The 21,818-nt window shown below is 41.7% G+C and carries 5 protein-coding genes; all 5 read left to right on the top strand.

The genetic code is table 11. The features are described 5' to 3' along the window. The first annotated feature begins 5 nt into the window (after nt 1–5). The 5 genes from ACKTS5_RS02290 to ACKTS5_RS02310 all read left to right on the top strand — a co-directional run bounded on the left by ACKTS5_RS02290 (nt 6) and on the right by ACKTS5_RS02310 (nt 21,810). Nucleotides 6–527, top strand: a complete 522-nt coding sequence (locus tag ACKTS5_RS02290; protein ID WP_408042214.1) for a UpxY family transcription antiterminator — start codon at nt 6–8, stop codon at nt 525–527. Between the two features lie 58 nt (nt 528–585). Then, the gene (locus ACKTS5_RS02295) at nt 586–2,700 is read left to right on the top strand and encodes an AMP-binding protein (protein ID WP_408042215.1); all 2,115 of its coding nucleotides are present in this window, start codon (nt 586–588) and stop codon (nt 2,698–2,700) included. A gap of 65 nt (nt 2,701–2,765) precedes the next feature. Then, the gene (locus ACKTS5_RS02300; RefSeq protein WP_408042216.1) at nt 2,766–7,703 is read left to right on the top strand and encodes an aminotransferase class III-fold pyridoxal phosphate-dependent enzyme; all 4,938 of its coding nucleotides are present in this window, start codon (nt 2,766–2,768) and stop codon (nt 7,701–7,703) included. A 31-nt stretch (nt 7,704–7,734) separates the two neighbouring features. Beyond that, nucleotides 7,735–20,277, top strand: a complete 12,543-nt coding sequence (locus ACKTS5_RS02305) for an amino acid adenylation domain-containing protein (RefSeq protein WP_408042217.1) — start codon at nt 7,735–7,737, stop codon at nt 20,275–20,277. Between the two features lie 105 nt (nt 20,278–20,382). Then, entirely contained in the window at nt 20,383–21,810 is a 1,428-nt protein-coding gene (locus tag ACKTS5_RS02310; protein WP_408042218.1) for an aspartate aminotransferase family protein, read from the top strand. Nucleotides 21,811–21,818: the final 8 nt, after the last annotated feature.

A 21,818-nucleotide genomic window follows, 5' to 3' on the forward strand; every position in this document is an offset into this window, starting at 1 on the left:
AGACTATGAATTACGCTAGCGGATGGCATGTTATGTATGTCAAGTCCCGTTGGGAGAAACGAGTCGATGAATCTCTTAAAGAGAGTAGTCTTGAATCGTTTGTTCCATTGACTAGAACTCTTCGACAATGGAGTGATAGGAAAAAAATGATTATGAAGCCTTTATTGCCTTCATATGTGTTTGTAAATTTAAACTCGCCTACCGAGTTTCACAAAGCCTTAGCGGTTGATGGAGCTTGCTCTTTTATACGTTTTGGAAGGCAGTATGCAAGAGTCACTGATAGGGAGATTAACAATATCAAGTTTTTGGTGGAAGATCAGAATATTATGGACATTGAAACCGATACCGGTTTGCCATGTGTGGGGGATTTTAAACGATTGACTTACGGACCGCTTCAAGGGTTGGAATGTGAAGTTATCAAGGTGAATAACGTGAGTAAAGTTGTTGTTCGCATCGATTCTCTTCAGCAAAATATTATCGCCACTGTACCTGCAGCTTATATTGCAGATTTAGCCAATATGGCCTAGCGCTCTCAGCGTATTTTTCCTCTTTTTTTTCTTTTAATTTTTTAATAATTGAACAGTTATGAATACACTTTATAACTACCGAAGTTTAAACGAACTAATGGGCGCGCGCGCCTCGGATTCAACCAATGGAATTCGATTTATAAAAGGAAGTACCGAAGAGATGTTTGTCTCATACGCTGATTTCTTTGATCAGTGTAAAAAGTTTTTATACGTCTTACAGTCTAAATACGAACTAAAAAAAGGAAGTGAAGTAATCATTTACGAAGATGATAATTTTAAATTCCTCCGTTGTTTTTGGGCCTGTTTGCTCGGTGGATTTGTGCCTGTTCCTCTAGCTATTGGAGGTAAAAATGAGCACAAACACAAATTTTTTAAGGTGGTAGATACCTTGGTAAACCCTTTTGTGTTTTGCGATACTACGAATTTAGATCGCCTTATCGAATTTGGAGAACAGACAGAACTTACTTCGGTAGCCACCATGCAGGATATGTGGATCGATTCAGGCGCTTTATTTGAGAGCGAATTCGATGGAGACATTGTAGAAGCCGCACCTCAAGACCTCGCATTTATCCAGTTTTCTTCAGGGTCAACCGGCGACCCTAAAGGCGTGATGCTCACCCATGAAAATTTAATTTACAACGGATACGATTTGACAGTAAGTATGGACATCGACCGCGATGATGTTTATTTCTGTTGGATTCCCTTGACTCACGATATGGGAATGATCGCCTTTCATTTAACCAGTGTCGTGGCAGGCTGCACGCATGTGATGATGCCTACGTACCTATTTATCCGCCGTCCTTTGTTGTGGATGGAAAAAACCCATGAACATCGCGCCAGCAAATTGTGCGCTCCCAATTTTGGATACCAGTATTTTTTACAGGCATATTATCGTGCTAACAAAGAGATCGACTGGGACCTCTCCAGTGTCAAGTCTATTTTTAATGGAGCAGAGCCCATATCCGCAAGTCTCTGTGACGAGTTTACAACGACCTTGGGGAAACATCAATTGCTAAAGACCTGTATCGTTCCGTCTTACGGACTTGCAGAAGCTTCAGTAGGAGTAAGTATGGGAGACAATCGTACTTCAGTACGCGAATATATCATAGACAGAGCCAGTACAGATGTTGGTGACCAGGTGGTATTTAAAGAAGAAAGTGAAGAAGGAAAAACACTGAGTTTTGTGGGGATTGGACCTTCTTTGTTAAGTTGCGAAGTAGCGATTCACGATGAGGCTGGGAATGAGCTTCCGCGCGAAACCTTGGGGTATATTGATATCAAAGGAATGAACGTGACTCAAGGATATTATCAAAATCCAACCGCTACAGCCAATGCTTTTGTAAAAGACGGTTGGTTGAGGACAGGAGATCTCGGTTTTTTACTGAAAAACAATACGGTGGTCATTACAGGTCGTGTAAAGAACATGATGATCTTACAAGGACAAAACTACTACGCGCACGATATAGAATCGTATTTATTGGGAACTGCAGATATAAGCTTAGGAAAAGTTGCGGTTTGTGGGATACCAGGAAATGCTGAAGAACGCGAAAAGCTATTGGTCTTTGTTTTGTTTAAAAAGAAGCCAGAGCACTTTATACCACTCCTAGTAGCTGTGCAAAACAGACTCTCAGAAGCCATAGGAATGATTCCGGATGAAGTAATTCCAGTAAGGGAAATTCCCAAAACGACCAGCGGAAAAGTGCAGCACAGTTTTTTGTTGAAAAAATATGTGAATCGCGAATTTGATACTGTGCTAAGCGACGTGCAACAAGCATTGATCACAAGCACTACTGAAGCGTGGAAATCCATAGCAAACTCCAGAGAACGCTGGGCGAAAATTATGAATTGGTTGCAAGAGAAATGCGCGAGTTTACTGCAGTTGGCACCAGACGATTTGGCTTTGGAAACTCCGTTGAGCGATCAGGGCTTTAAATCTATGCACGCCATTCAATTAAATCAATTACTAACGAAAAGATTAGGGGTGCCTTCAGTACCGACAGTAGTATACAAACACCCGACAATTACACAATTGGCATCTTATGTAGAAGAGCAATTGTACCCTTCCATTACGGTAACTCAAACGGTTGAATCTAAACCGATGACCGATGCCGATTTACTGGCCAGTGTAGAGGCCATGACCGATGAAGAAGTTTTAAAATTACTAAACGATTAAGGATACGTTACGAAAATTTCTTAGGTCGGTTTTTCCATAACTAACCATTTAAAATACCTATTGACATGATGAATTCACCTGAAGAACGGTTTAATAATTTAAGCCCGTTGAAGAAAGCCTTGTTCAAAATTGAAAAATATAAGTCGGAGTTAAATGCTTTACAGTCAGTTAAAAATACTGGTGATATTGCCGTTGTTGGAATGGCGGTAGACCTTCCTAAAACCGATACGTTGGAAGGCTATTGGGAACTGTTAAAAAACGGAGAAGATTTGATAGCAGCGTTTCCCGAAAGTCGTAAGGAACAACTGGCGCCATTTTATAAGAATGCCGGTATTCGTCCTTCTGATAAGGATTTTGGTGAAGGCGCTTTTTTAGAGCGTATTGACCATTTTGACCATGAGTTTTTTAAGTTTTCAAAGTCGATAGCAACGACTATGAACCCGTTGCAACGTTTGTATTTACAAACTTCGTGGAGGGCTCTTGAAGACGCTGGATGTCTGCATCCGGATAACGACAAGGTAGGGGTGTTTTTTGGAGCTTCAGGTGATTTGGCCTATTCACAATATTTAAACATAGTTGAAAAATCGGACAGTTCAATTAACCCAGCGTCATTAATGGGAAATACCAGTTCGATAGCTTCGAGTAGAGTGTCTTATTTTATGGATTTAAAAGGACCTGCCATTACTTTAGATACCGCTTGTTCTTCGTCATTGGTAGCCATACATCAGGCGGCAAATGCCCTGTTTAACGGTGATTGTGAAGTAGCTATAGCAGGGGGAGCTAAAGTGTATATTTCACCAGAATTAGAGAAATACAAAGTAGGATTTGAGTCGCCAACTGGAAAAACCAAGCCCTTTGCAAAAGATTCTGATGGGGCAGGAATTGGAGAAGGTGTAGCGGCCGTTGTATTGAAGAAATTGGACCGAGCCATTGCCGATAACGATCGAATTTATGCGGTTGTAAAAGGCTCGGCAGTAAACCAAGACGGGACCTCTTCTGGAGTGGTAGCACCCAACCCGAAAGCGCAGACAGCCGTAATTAAAGAGGCAGCACAAAGAGCGGGGGTAGCCTTGAATAGTTTAGGGTTTGTTGAAACCCATGGAACCGGAACCGCCCTAGGTGATCCTATCGAATTTCAAGCGCTTTGTGAAGCAATAGGTGAAACGTATACGCAAAAGTCAATTGCCCTCGGTGCAGTGAAAAGTAATATAGGTCATCTGTTTGAAGCAGCAGGAGTGGCAGGATTTATTAAATGTGTATTGGCCCTACAATACAAAGAAATACCTGGGAGTTTGCACCATGAGGAGGCTAATGAAAGCATCGACTTTGAAAAGTCGCCATTTTTTGTGAATACAGAAAAACTAGCATGGAATAAAACGACCCACCCTAGACGATGTGGAGTGAGTTCTTTTGGTATAAGCGGAACCAATGCGCATGTTATTTTAGAAGAATATTCAAGTCCCGAAGTGACCGAAAAACAAGGTACAACGGAGGCTGTTTTTACTTTGAGTGCCCACAGTGAAGAGGCTTTACGCGCGTTAATGGCTGCAAGTATAGAGCAGTTAACCACTGATGATAGTTTGAATTTGTCTGCGTATTGTTATGCATCGAATACGAAGCGAGGAATGTATGCTTGGCGCTTTGCAGCAGTTGTAGCAACTACGGAGGAGCTGGTAGCTGCCTTAAAAGCTTCGGAAGGAATACAAAAGGCGAGTTATAGTTTTAAACTTCAAGGAGAAGCAACAACGTGCTCTTTGGGTGAATTGGCCGAAGAGTTTAGAAAAGGAACGGTAATTTCTTGGAATGACCATTACAAGGATCAGGTATTTGAAGCGGTGGATTTACCGAAATATCCCCTTAAAAAAACTACCTGTTGGCCGGTGTTTAGCACGGTGACTACTGATGTAATCGCAAATGAGCCAAAGGAAGAAATTGAGGAAGTAGCAAAGGAATTGACTTATGACCAGGTGTTTGCCCAATTGGGGAAAATGATAGAGGTGGATACTGGGATTGTATTTGATGCTGCAATGGCGGAAGAAGATTTCTTCGATTTAGGAATTGACTCGATCGTCATTTTACAATTCATTCAAACCATACAAAAGCAATACGGTGTAAAATTGGAAATGGGAATGTTTTACGAGGTAGTAAACAACCTAGATAAATTAACCAAATTTACTGTAGAACACGGACGAGCAAAAGTATCCGTAACCAAAACAACAATTGCTGATAAGCAGGTAAACAAACAACTGAAGGAAATAGATTACTTCGTTCCTTTCAAAGAAATACAAAAGGAGTCTTCTAAAAGTATGACTCCTGAACAAGAGGCGCATTTAAAAAGTTTGGTAACTGCGATTGCTACCCAAACAAAAACGTCTAAAGCTAGCACACAGGCTTATAGGAAAGAACTTGCAAATAATAGAAATGTTGCTGGTTTTAAGCCTGAGACAAAAGAAATTACCTATCAAATTATTGCCAAGAGTGCACAAGGAGCAAAAATTGTAGACTTGGACGACAACGAATATGTCGATTTAACAATGGGATTTGGAGTAAACCTACTAGGGTACAATCCGAGTTTTATTCAAGAGGCTTTGACAGAAGAATTGCGTTTTGGATACCCCGTTGGACCGATGAACGAAACCGCAGGAAAAGTAGCTGCCTTGATTTGTGAACTGACTGCGAATGAACGCGCAGCATTTTACAACTCAGGAACTGAAGCCGTCATGGTAGCACTTCGATTGGCGAGAGCGAAAACTGGACGTGCAAAATACGTATTGTTCAAAGAGTCGTATCACGGAACTTTTGACGGTATTTTAGCATTGCACAATCCGCTAGATACCGAAAATCCGATTCCTTTAGCTCCTGGAATTACGGATAATTTTATTAGCAATGCCATCGTACTCGAATACGGAAGTAAAGAGGCGTTGCAGTTTATTGAAAAACACGGAACGGAATTGGCCGCTGTGCTCATAGAGCCAGTTCAGAGCCGACGACCAGACATACAACCAAGCGAGTTCTTACACGAAGTAAGACGTTTGACTAAAAACTCAGGAACAGCAATGATTCTAGATGAGGTTATTACAGGGTTCAGAATACACCCTGGTGGGGCACAAGCTTGGTTCGATGTAAAAGCAGATTTGTGTACCTACGGAAAAGTTGTAGGTGGAGGAATGCCTATCGGTGTGGTAGCAGGAACTAGTGAGTTTATGGATACTGTTGACGGAGGCCATTGGGAATTCGGCGATCAATCGTATCCGCAAAAAACAACCACTTTCGTTGCCGGAACGTTTAATCAGCATCCTTTAACGATGTGCGCATCACTGGCTATATTGACGCATTTAAAGAACGAAGGCCCTCAGTTACAAGAACAACTGAATGCGAAAACTCAAGGGTTCGTAGATCGCTTGAATCGCTTTTTTGAAACGAAAAATGCAGCGATTAAAGTCGTGCGTTTTGGATCGTTGTTCCGCTTTGTACTGAAAAGTGGATGGGAGCTGTTTTACCAACATTTATTAGCGAATAAAATTTATGTTTGGGAAGGACGAAACTGTTTCTTATCAACCGCACATACCGAGGCTGACCTAATGTGGTTATACAACGGAATTGTCAAAGCTACTGACGATTTGTTAGCCGCAGGTTGGGGAAGTTTAACGAACAAAAAACTCACAGCAAAAACTACGGTACTCCCATTTACGGAAGAGCAACAGCAACTCTACGCGCTTTCTGCTAGTAGCGATGCAGCTTCGAGCTCATTTAACGAAAATCAGATAGTACATCTCCAAGGAACGCTAGTTTTAGAAACCTTGGAAAGTGCTTTTCAATGGGTAGTAAATAGACACGAAGCACTGCGCACCGTAAAAATTGATGAAGCAGGCTACCATATTGCAGGAGAGGTACATGCTGAGTTTACAGTAGAAGATACCCATAAAACAACAGAACAAACTTCAGATGAAGCAGTGTTTACCCATTTAGGAAAGAAAGGGAGCGCGGTCTTTAATTTGGAAAAAGGACCCTTTATAAGACTCCGCGTTTGGCGAGAAAATGAAGGTAGCAATTACCTCCTGTTAACCACGCATCACCTAGTTGGAGACGGATTCTCAATTGAGGTTATCTGGAACGAGTTGGCAGCTGCCTATTCCGCTCTGCTTGACGGAAAGATTCCAGGTTGGCTTCCAGCGGCAAAAATAAGATCGTTTAACAGTTGGTTACAACGAGAAAGTACAACGAATAATGCTGCATTAGAGTTCTGGAAAACAGAGCTGAAAAAAGGCTATTCAGCACTGCAGTTACCAGTGAAGACAGGAGCTTCCATCTCCAAATCCTTAAAAGGAGGGAAGTATAGTTTACCGATAGAAAAAGAGCTGCTTGAGCAGTTGCAAGCATTGGCAAAGGCAGAACGTACTACATTGTTTAACGTAGTCTTTTCACTATATGCCGTACTGTTACACAAACTGTCGGGGCAAGCAACTTTTGTGCTCGGAATTCCTGCCTCTGGACAACTAGCAAAAGGAGAGAAAAAGCTGGTGGGACAGTGTGTGAAAATGCTACCTATCGGGATACAAATTACAACTGAGGCTTCGTTGAGAACTGTGATGGCCGAGTTAAAAGACTTGATAACCAAAGCCGTCAACTTCCAGAATTGCTCATTTGAAACTCTTGTTTCTGAGTCTTCGGAGGTAAAACTTCCAAAAATTACTACCGAAGTAGACATGAATAGTGTTAAGAGTAATATGGACTTTACAGGAACAACCTCAGCGTTTTACTTTCCACCAATAGCGTTTGCGAAGTATGAACTGAGTATAAGTATCATAGAAATAAAAGACACCTTATCAATTGATTTCTATTATCAATCGGATTTGTTTGATGTAGAAACTATTGAAGAATGGGCAGCCTACTTTAAAAATCTCATGGAAGAGGCTGTAACCAATAGCACTCAAATTGTTAAAGAGATAAGCTTACAAAATCCACAAAAATCGGCTGTTTTATCAGCTTGGAACAACTTTTAATTAAAAATTTAGCCGCATCAAATTTAACGCAATGGACCAAAAATTAACCAACTACAACTTTCCATTTCTTAAAAATCTCGAAACGGAAACCATCGGTATTTACTATAAAAGCACATTTACAAGTTACGCAGCACTGTTGCAATCTATCGAAGAGAGAAGCCGAGAATTGGGGGATCTAAATGGAGTGCAAGTGGTGGTTGCCTACGAGAGTTTTCTCACGCAATTAACCAATGTTTTAGCCGTAATTGCTGCGAATGGCTCTGTACTTTCTCGCAGAGAGTTTATCGAGCAGGGAGAAGGAGCAAAATTATCGGAATACTGTGAATCGTATTTGTTGTTATCAGACAAAACCGAGGATACGCTTGAAAATGACTTGCTAGCAGTAAAACGAAACGCGAATGTTCGAGGGGGAGTATTGTTGTCTTTACAAGAAGGAGATACTTTTTATTCAGTCGATATCGCAACTGCTGAAGAGCACATCGCTCATGTTGTGCAAGCATATGATTGGAAGCAAGGAGATACCATTGCAATTTTTGAACAAGAGGCTTTTGATGATATTTTAGAGTTTGTGTTGCCTGCCATGGCAACGAATGCAAACATAAGCATTGGGGATACAGCGGAAGTAACGACTGCGGCATGGACTACCTTAAAGATGCATACCGCAATGTTGGGAAGTACTGAAATCGCAGAATTTGCAAAAGCTACGGCATTGCAAGTAGATTCATTGGTAATTTCATCAACAACTCCTTTACACAAGGCACATATTACTTGGTTGTTTGACCAATTCTCAACTGTTAGCCGTATTAAGTGTACGTTCCAATTGGAAACGACAGGACTGTCAGTAATGGAAGCAGATTGGTTGAGAAGAGAGGAGGTATTTGGCGATGTTGTATTTAATAAACCCTTTGGAAAATCAGGATTAAAAATAGTAGACGCGCAGGGAAGTCCAAGTCCAATTGGAGTACCTGGTGAATTATGGATAGGAGCAAGTTGCTTGAGTTTACCGTTGCACGAGGCCAACTCCGCAGCGTACCGAGCTATTGGATATAAGGCGAGGTTTTTGGCTTCTGGAGGTGTGGAAATATTGCATCGTTCAACCCGTGAAATTATAACGGAAACAGCTGTTATTACACCAGATATTACAGAATCGTACTTGACCTTACATCCTTTTATCGAGTCTGCAGCGGTTCTTTTCCATCACAATTCACAGCAATTGACTGCTTTCGTAGTCGTAAAACCCGAAAAGCGTGTCTCTAAAGCAGGCTTAAAGGCGTGGTTGAAAAAAAGTATCGCTAAAAATTTGGTGCCTACTCAGTTTGAGTGGATGGCAGCGTTGCCCTTGACGACTTCAAAGGCAATAGCGTATCAAACGTTACAAGAGTATGCCGTGTCTGTAACTGAGCAGTTGGCAGCTTCTCCTGTGGAGCAAGCCTTGATTGGTATTTGGGAAGAGGTATTGGGTGTCGAAGGAATTACACAGAACGATAATTTCTTTGAACTCGGAGGACATTCTTTGGCAGCTACCAAATTAGTCGGAGTTTTGAGGAAGCAATTCAATACGGAATTATCTATTAGAACGGTGTTTACCAATCCAACAATTCAGTTGTTAGCTGGTGTGCTCGCCATGAATGCAAATGAAGGATCGGGACAAGCGATTGTAGCTCACGGAAAAACATCGGAAGTACCCTTGTCATTCGGTCAGCAAAGAGTATGGTTCATCGATCAATTACAAGGAACAAGAGCGTTTCACATTTCAGGAGGATTGCTGTTAAAAGGAGCAGTACAAACTGAATTGCTTGCAAAAGCTCTCAAGAACATCGTAGAAAAGCATCAAGTTTTGCGCACTGTTATGCAAGACAAGGACGGTGTAGGTTACCAATCTGTGATTGCAGCAGATGCTTGGGAATTAACTACGCTTTCATCCGAGGGAGATGCTGATACGGTCATAGCAAGCTTAGCTGATAGGCCATTTGACCTGACTAAAGATTATATGTTTAGAGCAGGAATACAGCAACTAGAGGAAAACGAATACCTCTTGGCTTTGGTTTTTCATCATATTGCCTGCGATGGTTGGTCAATTCCGGTATTTGTAGAGGAATTGACAAAAGAGTATGAGGCATTGAGCAAAGGAGAAACCGCAGCAACGGCCCTTCCTATACAATACACGGATTATGCACTTTGGCAAAAGGCTCATTTAAATGGAGCGTATTTAGCAAATCAGTTAAACTATTGGGAAGAGCAATTGCAGGGAGTAACTCCCTTGTTGCTGCCAACAGATAAAAAAAGACCTAAAGAGTACAGTTCGGAAGGAGCGGTATTGAGAATGCCTCTTTCCAGTGATTTGACAACCAGCATAGCACTGTTATCAACAGAATTTGGTTGTACTCCTTTTATGAGTTACTTAGCGGTATTTAAAGTATTGTTATATCGCTATACTTCACAAAAAGATATTTGTGTGGGGATTCCAATGTCAGGAAGAACACATCAAGAATTTGAAAACCTTATTGGTTTCTTTGTCAATACTATTGCTATTAGAAACCAACTAACAGGAAACCTCTCTTTTGAGACCTTTTTAGAAGAAGTCAAAGAAACAGCACTGGCGGCCTACAAAAATCAGGAGGCGCCCTTTGAACAGGTGATTGAACGCTTGGGAGATGTCGCTGACTCGGATCGAAATCCGTTTTTGAAAGTCTTGTTTTCAGTAGAAAATATGCCTGTTTTGGCCAACAGTACTAACGAGCATTTTACCATGTCAGTACTGCGTCCGAAACAACCTCATGTACAGTCAGATGTACATGTAATTATAGAAGAAGATGCTGAGGAAGGATGGGTACTGGAAATTCAGTACCGCAAAAACTTGTTCCATGCAACGACCATAGAGCAGTTCGCGGAGCACTACAGAAGACTATTAGCATCCGTAATTGAAAATCCTGCGGAATCTATCGGACATTTAGCTATGCTTTCTAAGGATGAAAAGCGAGAATTGGTCCTCGATTTTAATACGGATAGAATTACGGTTCCGGGTTCTCAAACCGTATTCGACCTGCTCAGTAAAAGAGCTCAACAAACACCTGAAGCTATCGCACTGGTGTTTGGTACGAGTAAAATGTCTTATGCTAGCTTAGAACAAAAGTCAAATCAAGTAGCGAGATATTTAAAAGCAAACGGCGTACAAAAAGGCGATTTAGTGCCTATTTGTATGGAGAGATCCCTAATGACCATGGTCGCAATTTTTGGGATCATGAAAAGCGGTGCAGCCTATGTGCCAATAGACCCGACAAATCCAGTTGATAGAATTTCGTTTATCATCAGCGATGTTGCGGCAAAGTTGGTGGTTACGCATTCGGAAGTACATTCGAAACTTCAAGCGTGTTCAACGGTTCCTTGTATGGTCATCAACGAGCTTGATGCGGAAATACAAGAACAGTCTTCGGCAAAGGTTGAAATGGAGGTACACAGTGATGATATTGCTTATGTAATATACACTTCAGGGACAACAGGAAAGCCTAAAGGAGCAATGATGCGCTACGGATCACTCTGGAGTTTCTTAGAGTCGATGGACCTATCTCATCCGTTATCTGAGGGAGATGCCATGGCCTTTAAAACCAATTATGGTTTTGACATGACAATTCCTGAAATATTTGGTTGGATTAAACGCGGAGCTACTTGTGTGCTTATTGCTGATGAGCAGGTAAAAGAAGTTGGGCAATTTGTTTCAGCCTTGCAAAAACACCGCGTAACACAACTTTTAATGGTGCCATCTCACTTTTCAGTATTTATTGAATACGTGGTGGCCAATGATATTCAATTACCAGATCTTCGATACTTATTAGTCGGAGGAGAAACGTTCCCTGAAAAGGCATTGGCCTTGTTTAAAGCGTCGAAACTCCAAGCAAAACTCGATAATATATACGGTCCTACTGAAACCACTGTTTTTGTGTTGTTCGAGAGGTTGAATGCACTGCCTGAAGAAGCACCTGAAATCCCAATTGGGAAACCGATGCCAAATACGGAAGTATACATAGTATCAGAAGAAATGGAATTGGTGCCCAAGGGAGTCGTTGGAGAATTGTGTGTGGGTGGACTCGTATTGTCAAAAGGTTACCTAAACAGAACCGATTTAACTGAGGAGAAGTTTGTGACCAATCCATTTAGAAAAGGAGAGCGCTTATACAAGTCAGGTGATTTGGCCAGGTGGTTACCCGATGGTTCTGTAGGTTATGTAGGTCGTAAGGACTCACAGGTTAAAATTCGTGGATACCGCGTTGAATTGGGAGAAATAGAAAATGTACTAGGCAAACACCCAGCGGTACAACAAGGGGCTGTTACCACAGCTAAAGATCAACACGGATCACGTTATTTAATAGGATATACAACGTTAGCGGAAGCAGTATCAAAAGAAGAGTTACAAGAGTTTTTGGCTGCAAAACTACCAGAATATATGGTTCCGAAGATATGGGTGACCTTGGAGTCAATGCCTTTGTCTGTCAACGGAAAAATAGATAAAAAGAAATTACCAGCTCCGGTAACGGAAGCACTTTCTCAAAGTGAATTCGTAGCACCAGTAACGGAGTTAGAAATAAAATTAGCCAGTATTTGGTCAGAATTATTGGAAGTGGAAAACATCGGGGTCCACGACAATTTCTTTGAATTGGGAGGTCATTCTTTATTGGCGACGAGAGTCGTTTCACGTATTAGAAAAGAACTGGAGAAAGAACTTGCTATCAAAGAGTTGTTTGTTAACCCAACCATTGCTTCACTGGCTCAGGCACTGGATGAGGATAAGGCATTTTCAGGAGTCGCAGCTATAGTAAAAAGAGATCCTCAGCGTCATATTCCACTGTCGTTTAGTCAACAACGAATGTGGTTTTTAGACCAAATGCAGGGAACTAGAGAGTATCATATTTCTGGGGGGTTACGTATCACGGGAACACTCGATCTAAGTATCGCTGAGCAGGCTTTTAAACAGATAGTAGCCCGCCATGAGGTGTTGCGAACGGTAATTTACGAGGAAGCAGGAACGGGGTACCAAAAATGTATTAGTCCCGAAAATTGGAAATTAGAATTCTCTGAGCAATTCGCTGAGTCGAAACGAAAGGAAGCGATAGACGCATTTTTGGACCGACCTTTTGATCTGGCAAAAGATTATATGTTTAGAGCCTGTGCTTTCCCTGTCAGTGAGGGTGAAACGATTATCGCCTTAGTATTTCATCACATAGCTAGTGACGGGTGGTCAATTCCTGTGTTTATTGATGAATTCCAAGAAATTTACGCAACGTTGATTCGTGGTGAGCAGCTGAATTTACCAGCATTACCCATTCAATATGCCGATTATGCCGTTTGGCAACACCAAGAGTTAGCAGGTTCGTTATTAGCGGAGCAATTGAACTATTGGGAAAATAAGCTGCAAGGAGTAACACCGTTGAATTTACCGACAGATTTTGTACGTCCAACGGTGAGAAGTAGACGTGGAGCTAATTGTCATTATCAATTAGATCAACAATTGTCGGCAAAGCTCACAGAGTTTAGCCAAGCCGAAGGCACTACCTTGTTTATGACACTGCTCGCAGCATTCAAAGTATTGTTGCACAAGTACAGTGGTCAAGGAGATATTTGTGTAGGAACGCCGATTGCCAATCGTTTACAGGCAGAAATGGAACACCTGATAGGCTTTTTCGTAAATACGTTGGCCTTGCGCAGTGAGGTTGCTACGGAACAGACCTTTAAAGAATTCTTACAAACAGTTAAGGAAACTACCTTGGATAGTTATGAGAATCAGCTAGCTCCTTTTGATAAGGTGGTAGAAAAAGTAGGAGATGCTCGTGATTTGAGTATTACTCAGGTATTCCAAGTAATGTTTGACTTACATAATATCCCAGAAAACAAAAAACTAGCACTGGAAAACACGACGCTGACACCCTTCGAATTTGAAGAAGATACAGCGCAGTTTGATCTGATTTTGGTCGCCAAGGAAACGGTGAACGGGATCTTTTTAGATATGGAGTACAGTACAGATTTGTTTACCGAAGCTACGGTAAATAAGATGTTGCGTCATTTTGAAGTTCTTCTGCACACCTTGCTCGAGAATCAGCAACAGAAAATTGCAGGGGTCTCGGTATTGACTCCAGAAGAACGCATCGAATTAATATACGATTTTAATGCTACCGAGGTTGACTATCCGCTCGATAAGACGTTTGTCGATTTATTTGCGGAACAAGCTGCAAAAAGCCCGTATAGCATTGCAGCACTTTGCCAAGGAGCGAGTTTGACTTATAAAGATTTGGATGAGCGCTCAAATCAAGTAGCTCATTTTCTGAAGCAAAAAGGTGTGGGGAAAGATGAAATTGTGGCCGTATGTTCTGAACGTACGTTTGACCTGCTTATCGCCGTTGTGGGGATTATGAAAGCAGGCGCGGCCTACGTTCCTATGAAGCCTGACTTTCCCGAAAGTAGAATGCAGCATATATTGACAGATACCGAAGCGAAATGGGTACTTTCCGATACTGCAACTACAGCACTTTTGGCTACCAAAAACACGTTGCAGGCTACAGTGATTGACGTAGCAAAGCACGAAGCTATTGAGACGGCGAGTAAACTGCCTGTGCTTACCGATAGCAATCCTGACAGTTTGGGCTATGTTATTTTTACCTCAGGGAGTACGGGAACTCCGAAAGGAGCTTTGATAGAACAAAAGGGATTGGTGAATCACCTATTAGTGATGATCGATACCTTGGAATTAGACGAGCACAGCGTCATAGCTTTTACAGCACCGTTTACTTTTGATATTTCTGTATGGCAATTGCTATGTGCATTGCTTACTGGAGGTAGAACGGCGATCTACGATGAAAAAGAGCTGTTGGATGTGAATGCTTTTGGAGCCTCGTTGCACCATGACGGCGTTTCTGTTCTGCAATTAGTACCTTCTTATACCGCTAGCTTGTTAGCCGCAGCGGCCGAACACCGCTTAGATCAACTAGAGTACTTTTTGGTCACTGGAGAAGCAGTGACAAAAGATATATTAGACACCTGGTTTTCTGTATATCCAGAAATACCAGTAGTGAATGCTTACGGTCCGGCAGAAGCAGCCGATGACGTGACTTTACATATCATGAGGACAGGACCAGCTGATGGTTTAGTCCCTATTGGGAAACCTGTGGCAAACATGCAAATCTACGTGGTGGATGCACAAGAAAACTTGTGCCCAGTAGGAGTGATTGGAGAAATTTGTGTGGGAGGTGTCGGTGTAGGCCGAGGATATTTAAATTTAGATGCCTTAACACGTGAAAAATTTGGACCCAATCCCTTTTCAGGAAGAGGAAGGATGTACAAGACAGGAGACCTCGGGCGTTGGTTGTCAGATGGAACTTTGGAGTTTGTAGGAAGAGCTGATGACCAAGTGAAAATTCGCGGACATCGCATCGAACTCGGAGAAATAGAGAATACCCTAACACAGGCTTCTTTAGTAAAAAGTGCCTGTGTACTGGCAAAAGATGACGGGGCTGGCGTAAAGAATTTAGTTGGCTATGTAGTCCTGAATGCACAGGGAACTAAGGAAGATTTAGAAAACTTCCTAGCTGCGAGAATCCCGGAGTATATGATACCTAAAATCTGGGTATTTTTAAACGAAATGCCTCTTACTCCTAATGGTAAAATAGCAAAAAGAGACTTACCAGACCCTGCAGATGTTCAAGAGAAAAAGAGTGATATTACTGAAAAGCTCACACCTGTTCAACAAAAAATAAAGGAAATATGGATACAGTTGTTGGGGCTTGATGAGCTGAGTATACACGATAACTTTTTCGAGCTCGGTGGACACTCGCTGAAAGTGGTGAGTATGGTTTCACAAATACAAAAAGAGCTGGAGGCCGACATTGCCATTAGTGATATTTTCTCGAACCCGACAATTGCCGGTTTATCCGCATTAATCGATACTGCCGAAGAAATTATTTTTGAAGCTATCCCAAAAGTGGCAGAAGCCCCTTATTACCCTGTTTCTAATGCCCAAAAGCGACTGTGGATTTTAGACAGGTTTGTAGAAGAGGTGTCTGGTTACAATTCGTACAATACTTATAAAATTGAGGGAGCACTCAATGTTGAAGCTTTTAGTGAGGCAGTAACGCATATCGTAAATCGACACGAAGTATTGCGTACGACTTTTACAGAACGTCAAGGAGAGCCTGTTCAAGTGATTCACAAAGAGGTAAGAGTAGATCAGGTAGTCGATTTGATCGATTGTAAGGAAAAGGGAATTACAGAAGCAGAAATTCTACAAGAACTCGAGGTGGTTGCAAATACGCCATTTGATTTGTCAGCACCGTATTTATTTAAGTCGAGAATTTATCAGTTGAGTGAAACCGAGTTTATTTTCTTCTGCGCCATGCATCATATCATTTGCGATGGCTGGTCGAATACGATTCTTGTAAAAGAAATATTAAAAACCTATCAAGCGAGGTCAAAACAACAGGAACTGAATTTACCGAGTTTGGCAATTCAGTACAAGGATTACGCTGCTTGGCAAGTACAGCAGTTAGCCTCAGGTGGGTACGATAAGCACAAGGAATATTGGCATCAGAAATTACAAAGCCCGCTACCAGTATTGGATTTTCCGACCTATAAATTGCGTCCGGCCGTACAGGATTTTAGTGGGAAAGCGATGGTCAAATATTTCGACACGAGCTTATTGCGCCAAATCAAGGCTTTAGCCGCTCAGGAAGAGACGAGTTTGTTCATGGTGTTGACGAGTTTTCTGAATGTATTATTGTTCAAGTATACAGGACAAACAGATATCATTATCGGAACCGGAACGGCGGGTAGGACACATCCTGATTTAGAAAATCAGCTCGGTTATTATATCAGTACGGTAGCCTTGAGAAATCAATTGGATCCAACAAAGAGTTTTAAGGCATTTTTAAAAGAAGTAAGTGCTAATACTATTGAAGCTTTTGAACATCAGGATTATCCGTTTGACATGCTCGTGAACGAGCTTGATATCGAACGTGACATTAGTAGGAATCCAATATTCGATATCATGTTGCAATTGCAGAGTTATGACGAGGATGAGGATGAATTGCTTATCAATGGATTCGATAATGTGCGCATTGCGCAATTAGAAGTAGAAAATCAAGGAAGCCCTTTTGATATGGACTTTGATTTCGCTGAGGAAAAAGACACTTTAAAACTGTTGTTGACTTATAATGATTCGGTGTACGAAGAGGCACAAATGCAGCAATTACTCGAACACCTCGAGTTGCTGATGCATACTATCGTGGCGAATCCAGATGAAAAAACTGCTGCAATCGGCATCACAACTGCAGCTGAACAAGCAATGATAGCTGACTTTAATGCTACCGAAAAAACACTTCCTCTAGAGCGTACGTATCATCATTACTTAGAAGAGTTTGCAGAAAAAACTCCTGAGAAGACAGCAGTGATTTTTGAAGATAAAGAAACGAGTTACGCGGCATTAAATGCCCAAGCGAATCAATTGGCACGCGCCTTAGCAATGGTAGAACCATTAGTTGAGGATGATCAAGTCGGAATTTTGTTAGAGCGTTCAGATACGCTTATGGCTATGGTGTTAGGTGTTTGGAAATTGGGAGGAGCTTATATTCCTATCGACAAAAAAGTACCTGCCAACCGCGTATTGTCAATGATAGAAATTGCCGAACTCAAGGCTGTAATTGTCGATCGTGATTTGGTAAGTGTAGAATTACAACAACGCATAGCTTCGCGATGTACACTCTTGTTTATACAAGATTTGATTTCTGAGGCAACCCAGCAGCAGGCAGGGAATTTGAATAGAGAAATTAATCCGAATAGTTTATCGGTAACCATGTTTACTTCCGGATCTACCGGATTGCCAAAAGGAGCCATGAATGAGCACATCGGAATGATGAATCACGCGCTGGCAACCGTTGATTACTTGAATATGGATGCAGATTCAGTTTTAGTTCAAAATGCATCCTTGAGTTTTGATATTGCTGTTTGGCAATTTTTTACGGCCTTGATAACCGGAGGAACTACGGCAATTTACGGAGATGCTTTGGTAAACTCACCTACAGAATTGTTGCAAAAATTCGTAGCCGATAAGGTGAGCGTTTTTCAGGTTGTTCCGTCGTATTTAGGCATGTTACTTGAGTTAATTGAAGAGGAAGCAAGCCCAATTCCTTTAACCATATCGCACCTGATTTGTTGTGGAGAGGCGGTCAATCCAAAAGCAGTTCAGCGTTGGTTGAATTTATATCCGAACACCATCATGATAAACGATTATGGACCTGCAGAAGCCTCTGATGGGACCACTTGGAACGTGTTTAATGCTGTCGATGACAATGCATTGAGTATTCCGGTTGGTAAGCCTATTTATAACATGGCGAACTACATTGTTGACGATTATATGAACTTGTGTCCAGTAGGCGTTGTAGGAGAAATTTGTGTAGCTGGAGTTGGGGTTGGACGCGGATATATTAATGAGCCCGAAAAAACGGCCCAAGCCTTTGTTGACAACCCGTTTAAAACGGATCGAACAGAACGCTTGTACAAAACTGGGGACTTAGGACGTGTACTTCCGAACGGAATGATAGAGTTCAGAGGAAGAAAAGACTACCAAGTTAAAGTAAATGGACAGCGCATAGAACTCGGTGAAATTGAATCGAAATTAGAGCAAGTTGAAGGCGTCAAAGCAATTACCGTTATTCACAGATCGCACGAGCATAACGATCGTAAATACTTACATGCTTTTGTCGTTTTCGAAGAAGAAAATGATCTATCTATAGAAAAGCTTAAGAATATCTTGACGGAAGAATTACCACCCTATATGATTCCTTCAGATTTTCAAGAATTGGCGCAACTGCCATTGACAATGAGTGGGAAGGTAGACAGAAAATACCTGGATTCCATTGCGGAGTCTAGAGAGGTGTCGACCCCAGACATCGCCGTTGCTGAAGGAGCAGTAGAAACTATTTTGGTCACTGCGTGGAAAAAAGTACTGAATCTGACTGAGGTGAGTACTACTGATAATTTTTATCATATCGGAGGTGATTCTATCAGTGCCATTCAAGTCGCGTCGTTCCTGTATAAAAATGCATTAAAAGTAGATGTAAAGGATATTATGAGGTATCCAACCATCAAGGAAGTAGCCACAAAAGTGGTGCCTTTAGAAATGATGGCCGATCAAGGAGTGATTACGGGATCCTGTTCATTGACACCGATTCAAAAACAGTTCTTTACTTATGAAAAAACGCATCCAAATCACTACAATCAGTCTATGGTACTGCGATCAAAGCAGCGTTTAGATCTCAATTTGGTAAAGGAAGCACTGTATCAAGTTCAATGTTGGCACGACGCTTTGCGTTCGGTGTTTACAGCGGACAACGGTGTGGTAAAACAGCAGATATTAGATGTAGCTATGCCGGTTTCAGTAACGGTACACGAAGTACTTGGAGAGCAGTTTGAGACTGCCTTGAATACTATTGGGACTACCTTACAGGCGAGCATACAATTAGAAGAAGGCCCATTGACAAAGGCCGCTCTAGTAAGGACTGATACAGCTGATTACTTGATGATTGCAATTCATCACTTGGTGATAGACGGTGTATCATGGCGCATTGTATTGGAAGATTTTGCTGCGGTGTACGAGCAATTGAATCAAGGAAATCCTATTGAATTACCCGCAAAAACACATTCATTCCTCGAATGGTCGGATGAGTTAAGAGCGTATATGGTATCTGAAAAATTTGAAACCGAACGTGCTTTTTGGATGCAGAGAGTTGAAAATAAGGTATCGAGAATTGCTTATACAGCTACGGAAAATCAACTGTATAAAGCACGTGTTAAGGAGCGTGAAGAACTCGGTATGAGCATTGGAATCGACCAGGTAAAAGTATTAGAAACTGAGGTTCATCAGGCTTTTAACACAGGGATTAATGATATTTTATTGGCAGCATTGAGCTGGGCTACGTCCCAATCGTTTGGCTTGCAAAACACACCAGTAATGCTGGAAAGCCACGGTCGTGCAGATATCAATCCTGGCTTGTCAACGAATAGAACTGTAGGATGGTTTACCAGTGAATATCCGGTATACTTACCAACAGCTTCTGCAGATTTGGCAGTGCTCATCAAAGAAGTCAAGGAACACTTGCACCAAGTGCCTAACAACGGTATTGGGTTTGGTATTATGAAGTACCTCGACGATGCAGCTCCAGAAGAAATTAAAGAGGCCGTTTTACCTCAAATAGCGTTTAACTATTTAGGGAAAATTGAAGACGATGGAAGCGAAGAAGAGTTTGTAGTGTTAGATACGACCTACGGCCATGAAGAAGCCCTTGAAAATAAAAGCGATTTTGATATCGAATTACTAGGAACTATGCGAAATGGACAATTGCAATTTACCTTGCAATATCACAGTAGTCAATTTAAACGAGAAACGATGGAATCTTGGCTCGAAACCTATAAAAATTGCTTGGAAAAACTGATAGCATTTTGTGCGAGTCGTAGCCATAGTGAAGCGACTCCAAGTGATTATGATTACAAAGACTTATCACTCGATGATCTGGTAGAATTAAACGATTTATTTTAATAGAAATTAACTAACAAACAGTGGTTTCTATACTGTGTGAGCCTCGTGAAAACACGCTGGCTAGGGGGCATAGTGTTTAAACCGAACAAAAAAACTTATAAAAAGATGGAAAATACAACACATAAATTTTCACAGTTTCATTTGACAGAAACACCTAAAGTAGTGACACAAATTCCAGGGAAAAAATCACAGGAGCTTTTAAACTTACAAAAGGAAATCGAAGGAGCGGTAGTTTCGTATCCTAAGAGTATGCCTTTTGCCATTGATAGAGCCAAGGGAGCTGTAGTAGAAGATGTTGACGGAAACCAGTTTATCGATTTTTTTGCAGGTTGTGGGGTCGTAAACGTAGGGCATTGTAACGATGAGGTGTTGGCCTATGTAAAGGAACAGCAAGAAAAGTTAATTCACGCTTTGGATTTTCCAACAGAAAATAAATTAAGAGCCATTCAGCATATTTTAGGCAATTTGCCAGAAGCAGAACGCACGAATTACAAAGTGAGTTTTGGAGGGCCTACGGGATCTGACGCCGTTGAGGCAGCGATCAAGTTAGCCAAAATTAAAACGGGTAGAGAGGGTATTATCGCCTTTTCGGGAAGTTATCACGGGATGACTTCAGGGGCTTTGGCAGTTACTGCGGATACGGCTTTTAAATCAAAGTTGTGCGCCTTGGTACCGAATGTGCATTTTACACCATTTACCTATGAGTATCGCTGTCCGTCAAATAGCACAGGTCAGGCGAGTAAGAACTTCTGTATTGATCAATTGACATTCTTACTAGAAAATAAACACTCGGGGATCACAAAGCCTGCTGCCATCATTGTCGAATCTATTCAAGGAGAAGGTGGAAACATCCCTCCAGCAGCAGGCTTTTTAAAGGAAGTCATCGAAGTTGCACATCGCAATGATGTTTTGGTGATTTTTGATGAAATCCAAAGCGGATTTTTCCGCACAGGGGAATTTTTGGCCTGTATGAATTACGATGCCATGCCCGATATTATTACCATGTCTAAAGGTTTAGGAGGAGTAGGATTCCCTGTAGCGGCCTTGGTGTACAGAAAAGAAGTAGAGGCTTGGGGACCTGGAGACCACATCGGTACATTTAGAGGAAACCAGGTGAGTTTGGCAGCTGCCAACGGAGCGTTCGATTTTATCGAAAAATACCAAGTAGGAGCTCATACCAAAGAAATGGGTGCTTATCTAAAAGCAGGATTGCAAGAATTAGCAAATCAGTTTGATTGCATTGGGGATATCCGTGGAAAGGGATTGATGATCGGAGTAGAATTCGTACTCGATACGCATACAAAAACTCCAGCGAGTCAGCTCGTAAAAGAGTTTCGACAAGCCTGTTTACAAAGAGGGCTGCTGTTTGAAGTTGGAGGACATTACAACAACGTATTGCGTATTGTTCCACCATTGACTATTACGCCAAAACTCATCGATCGCGCTTTGGAAATAATGAAAGACGCCTTGATGAGTGTGATGCCCGGAAATGAAGTAACCGCTGAAGCGCTACTTTCTGAGGCGACACTCTAGTAAAACGA

This window comes from Tenacibaculum litopenaei, assembly GCF_964514025.1.
Classification (GTDB): domain Bacteria; phylum Bacteroidota; class Bacteroidia; order Flavobacteriales; family Flavobacteriaceae; genus Polaribacter; species Polaribacter litopenaei.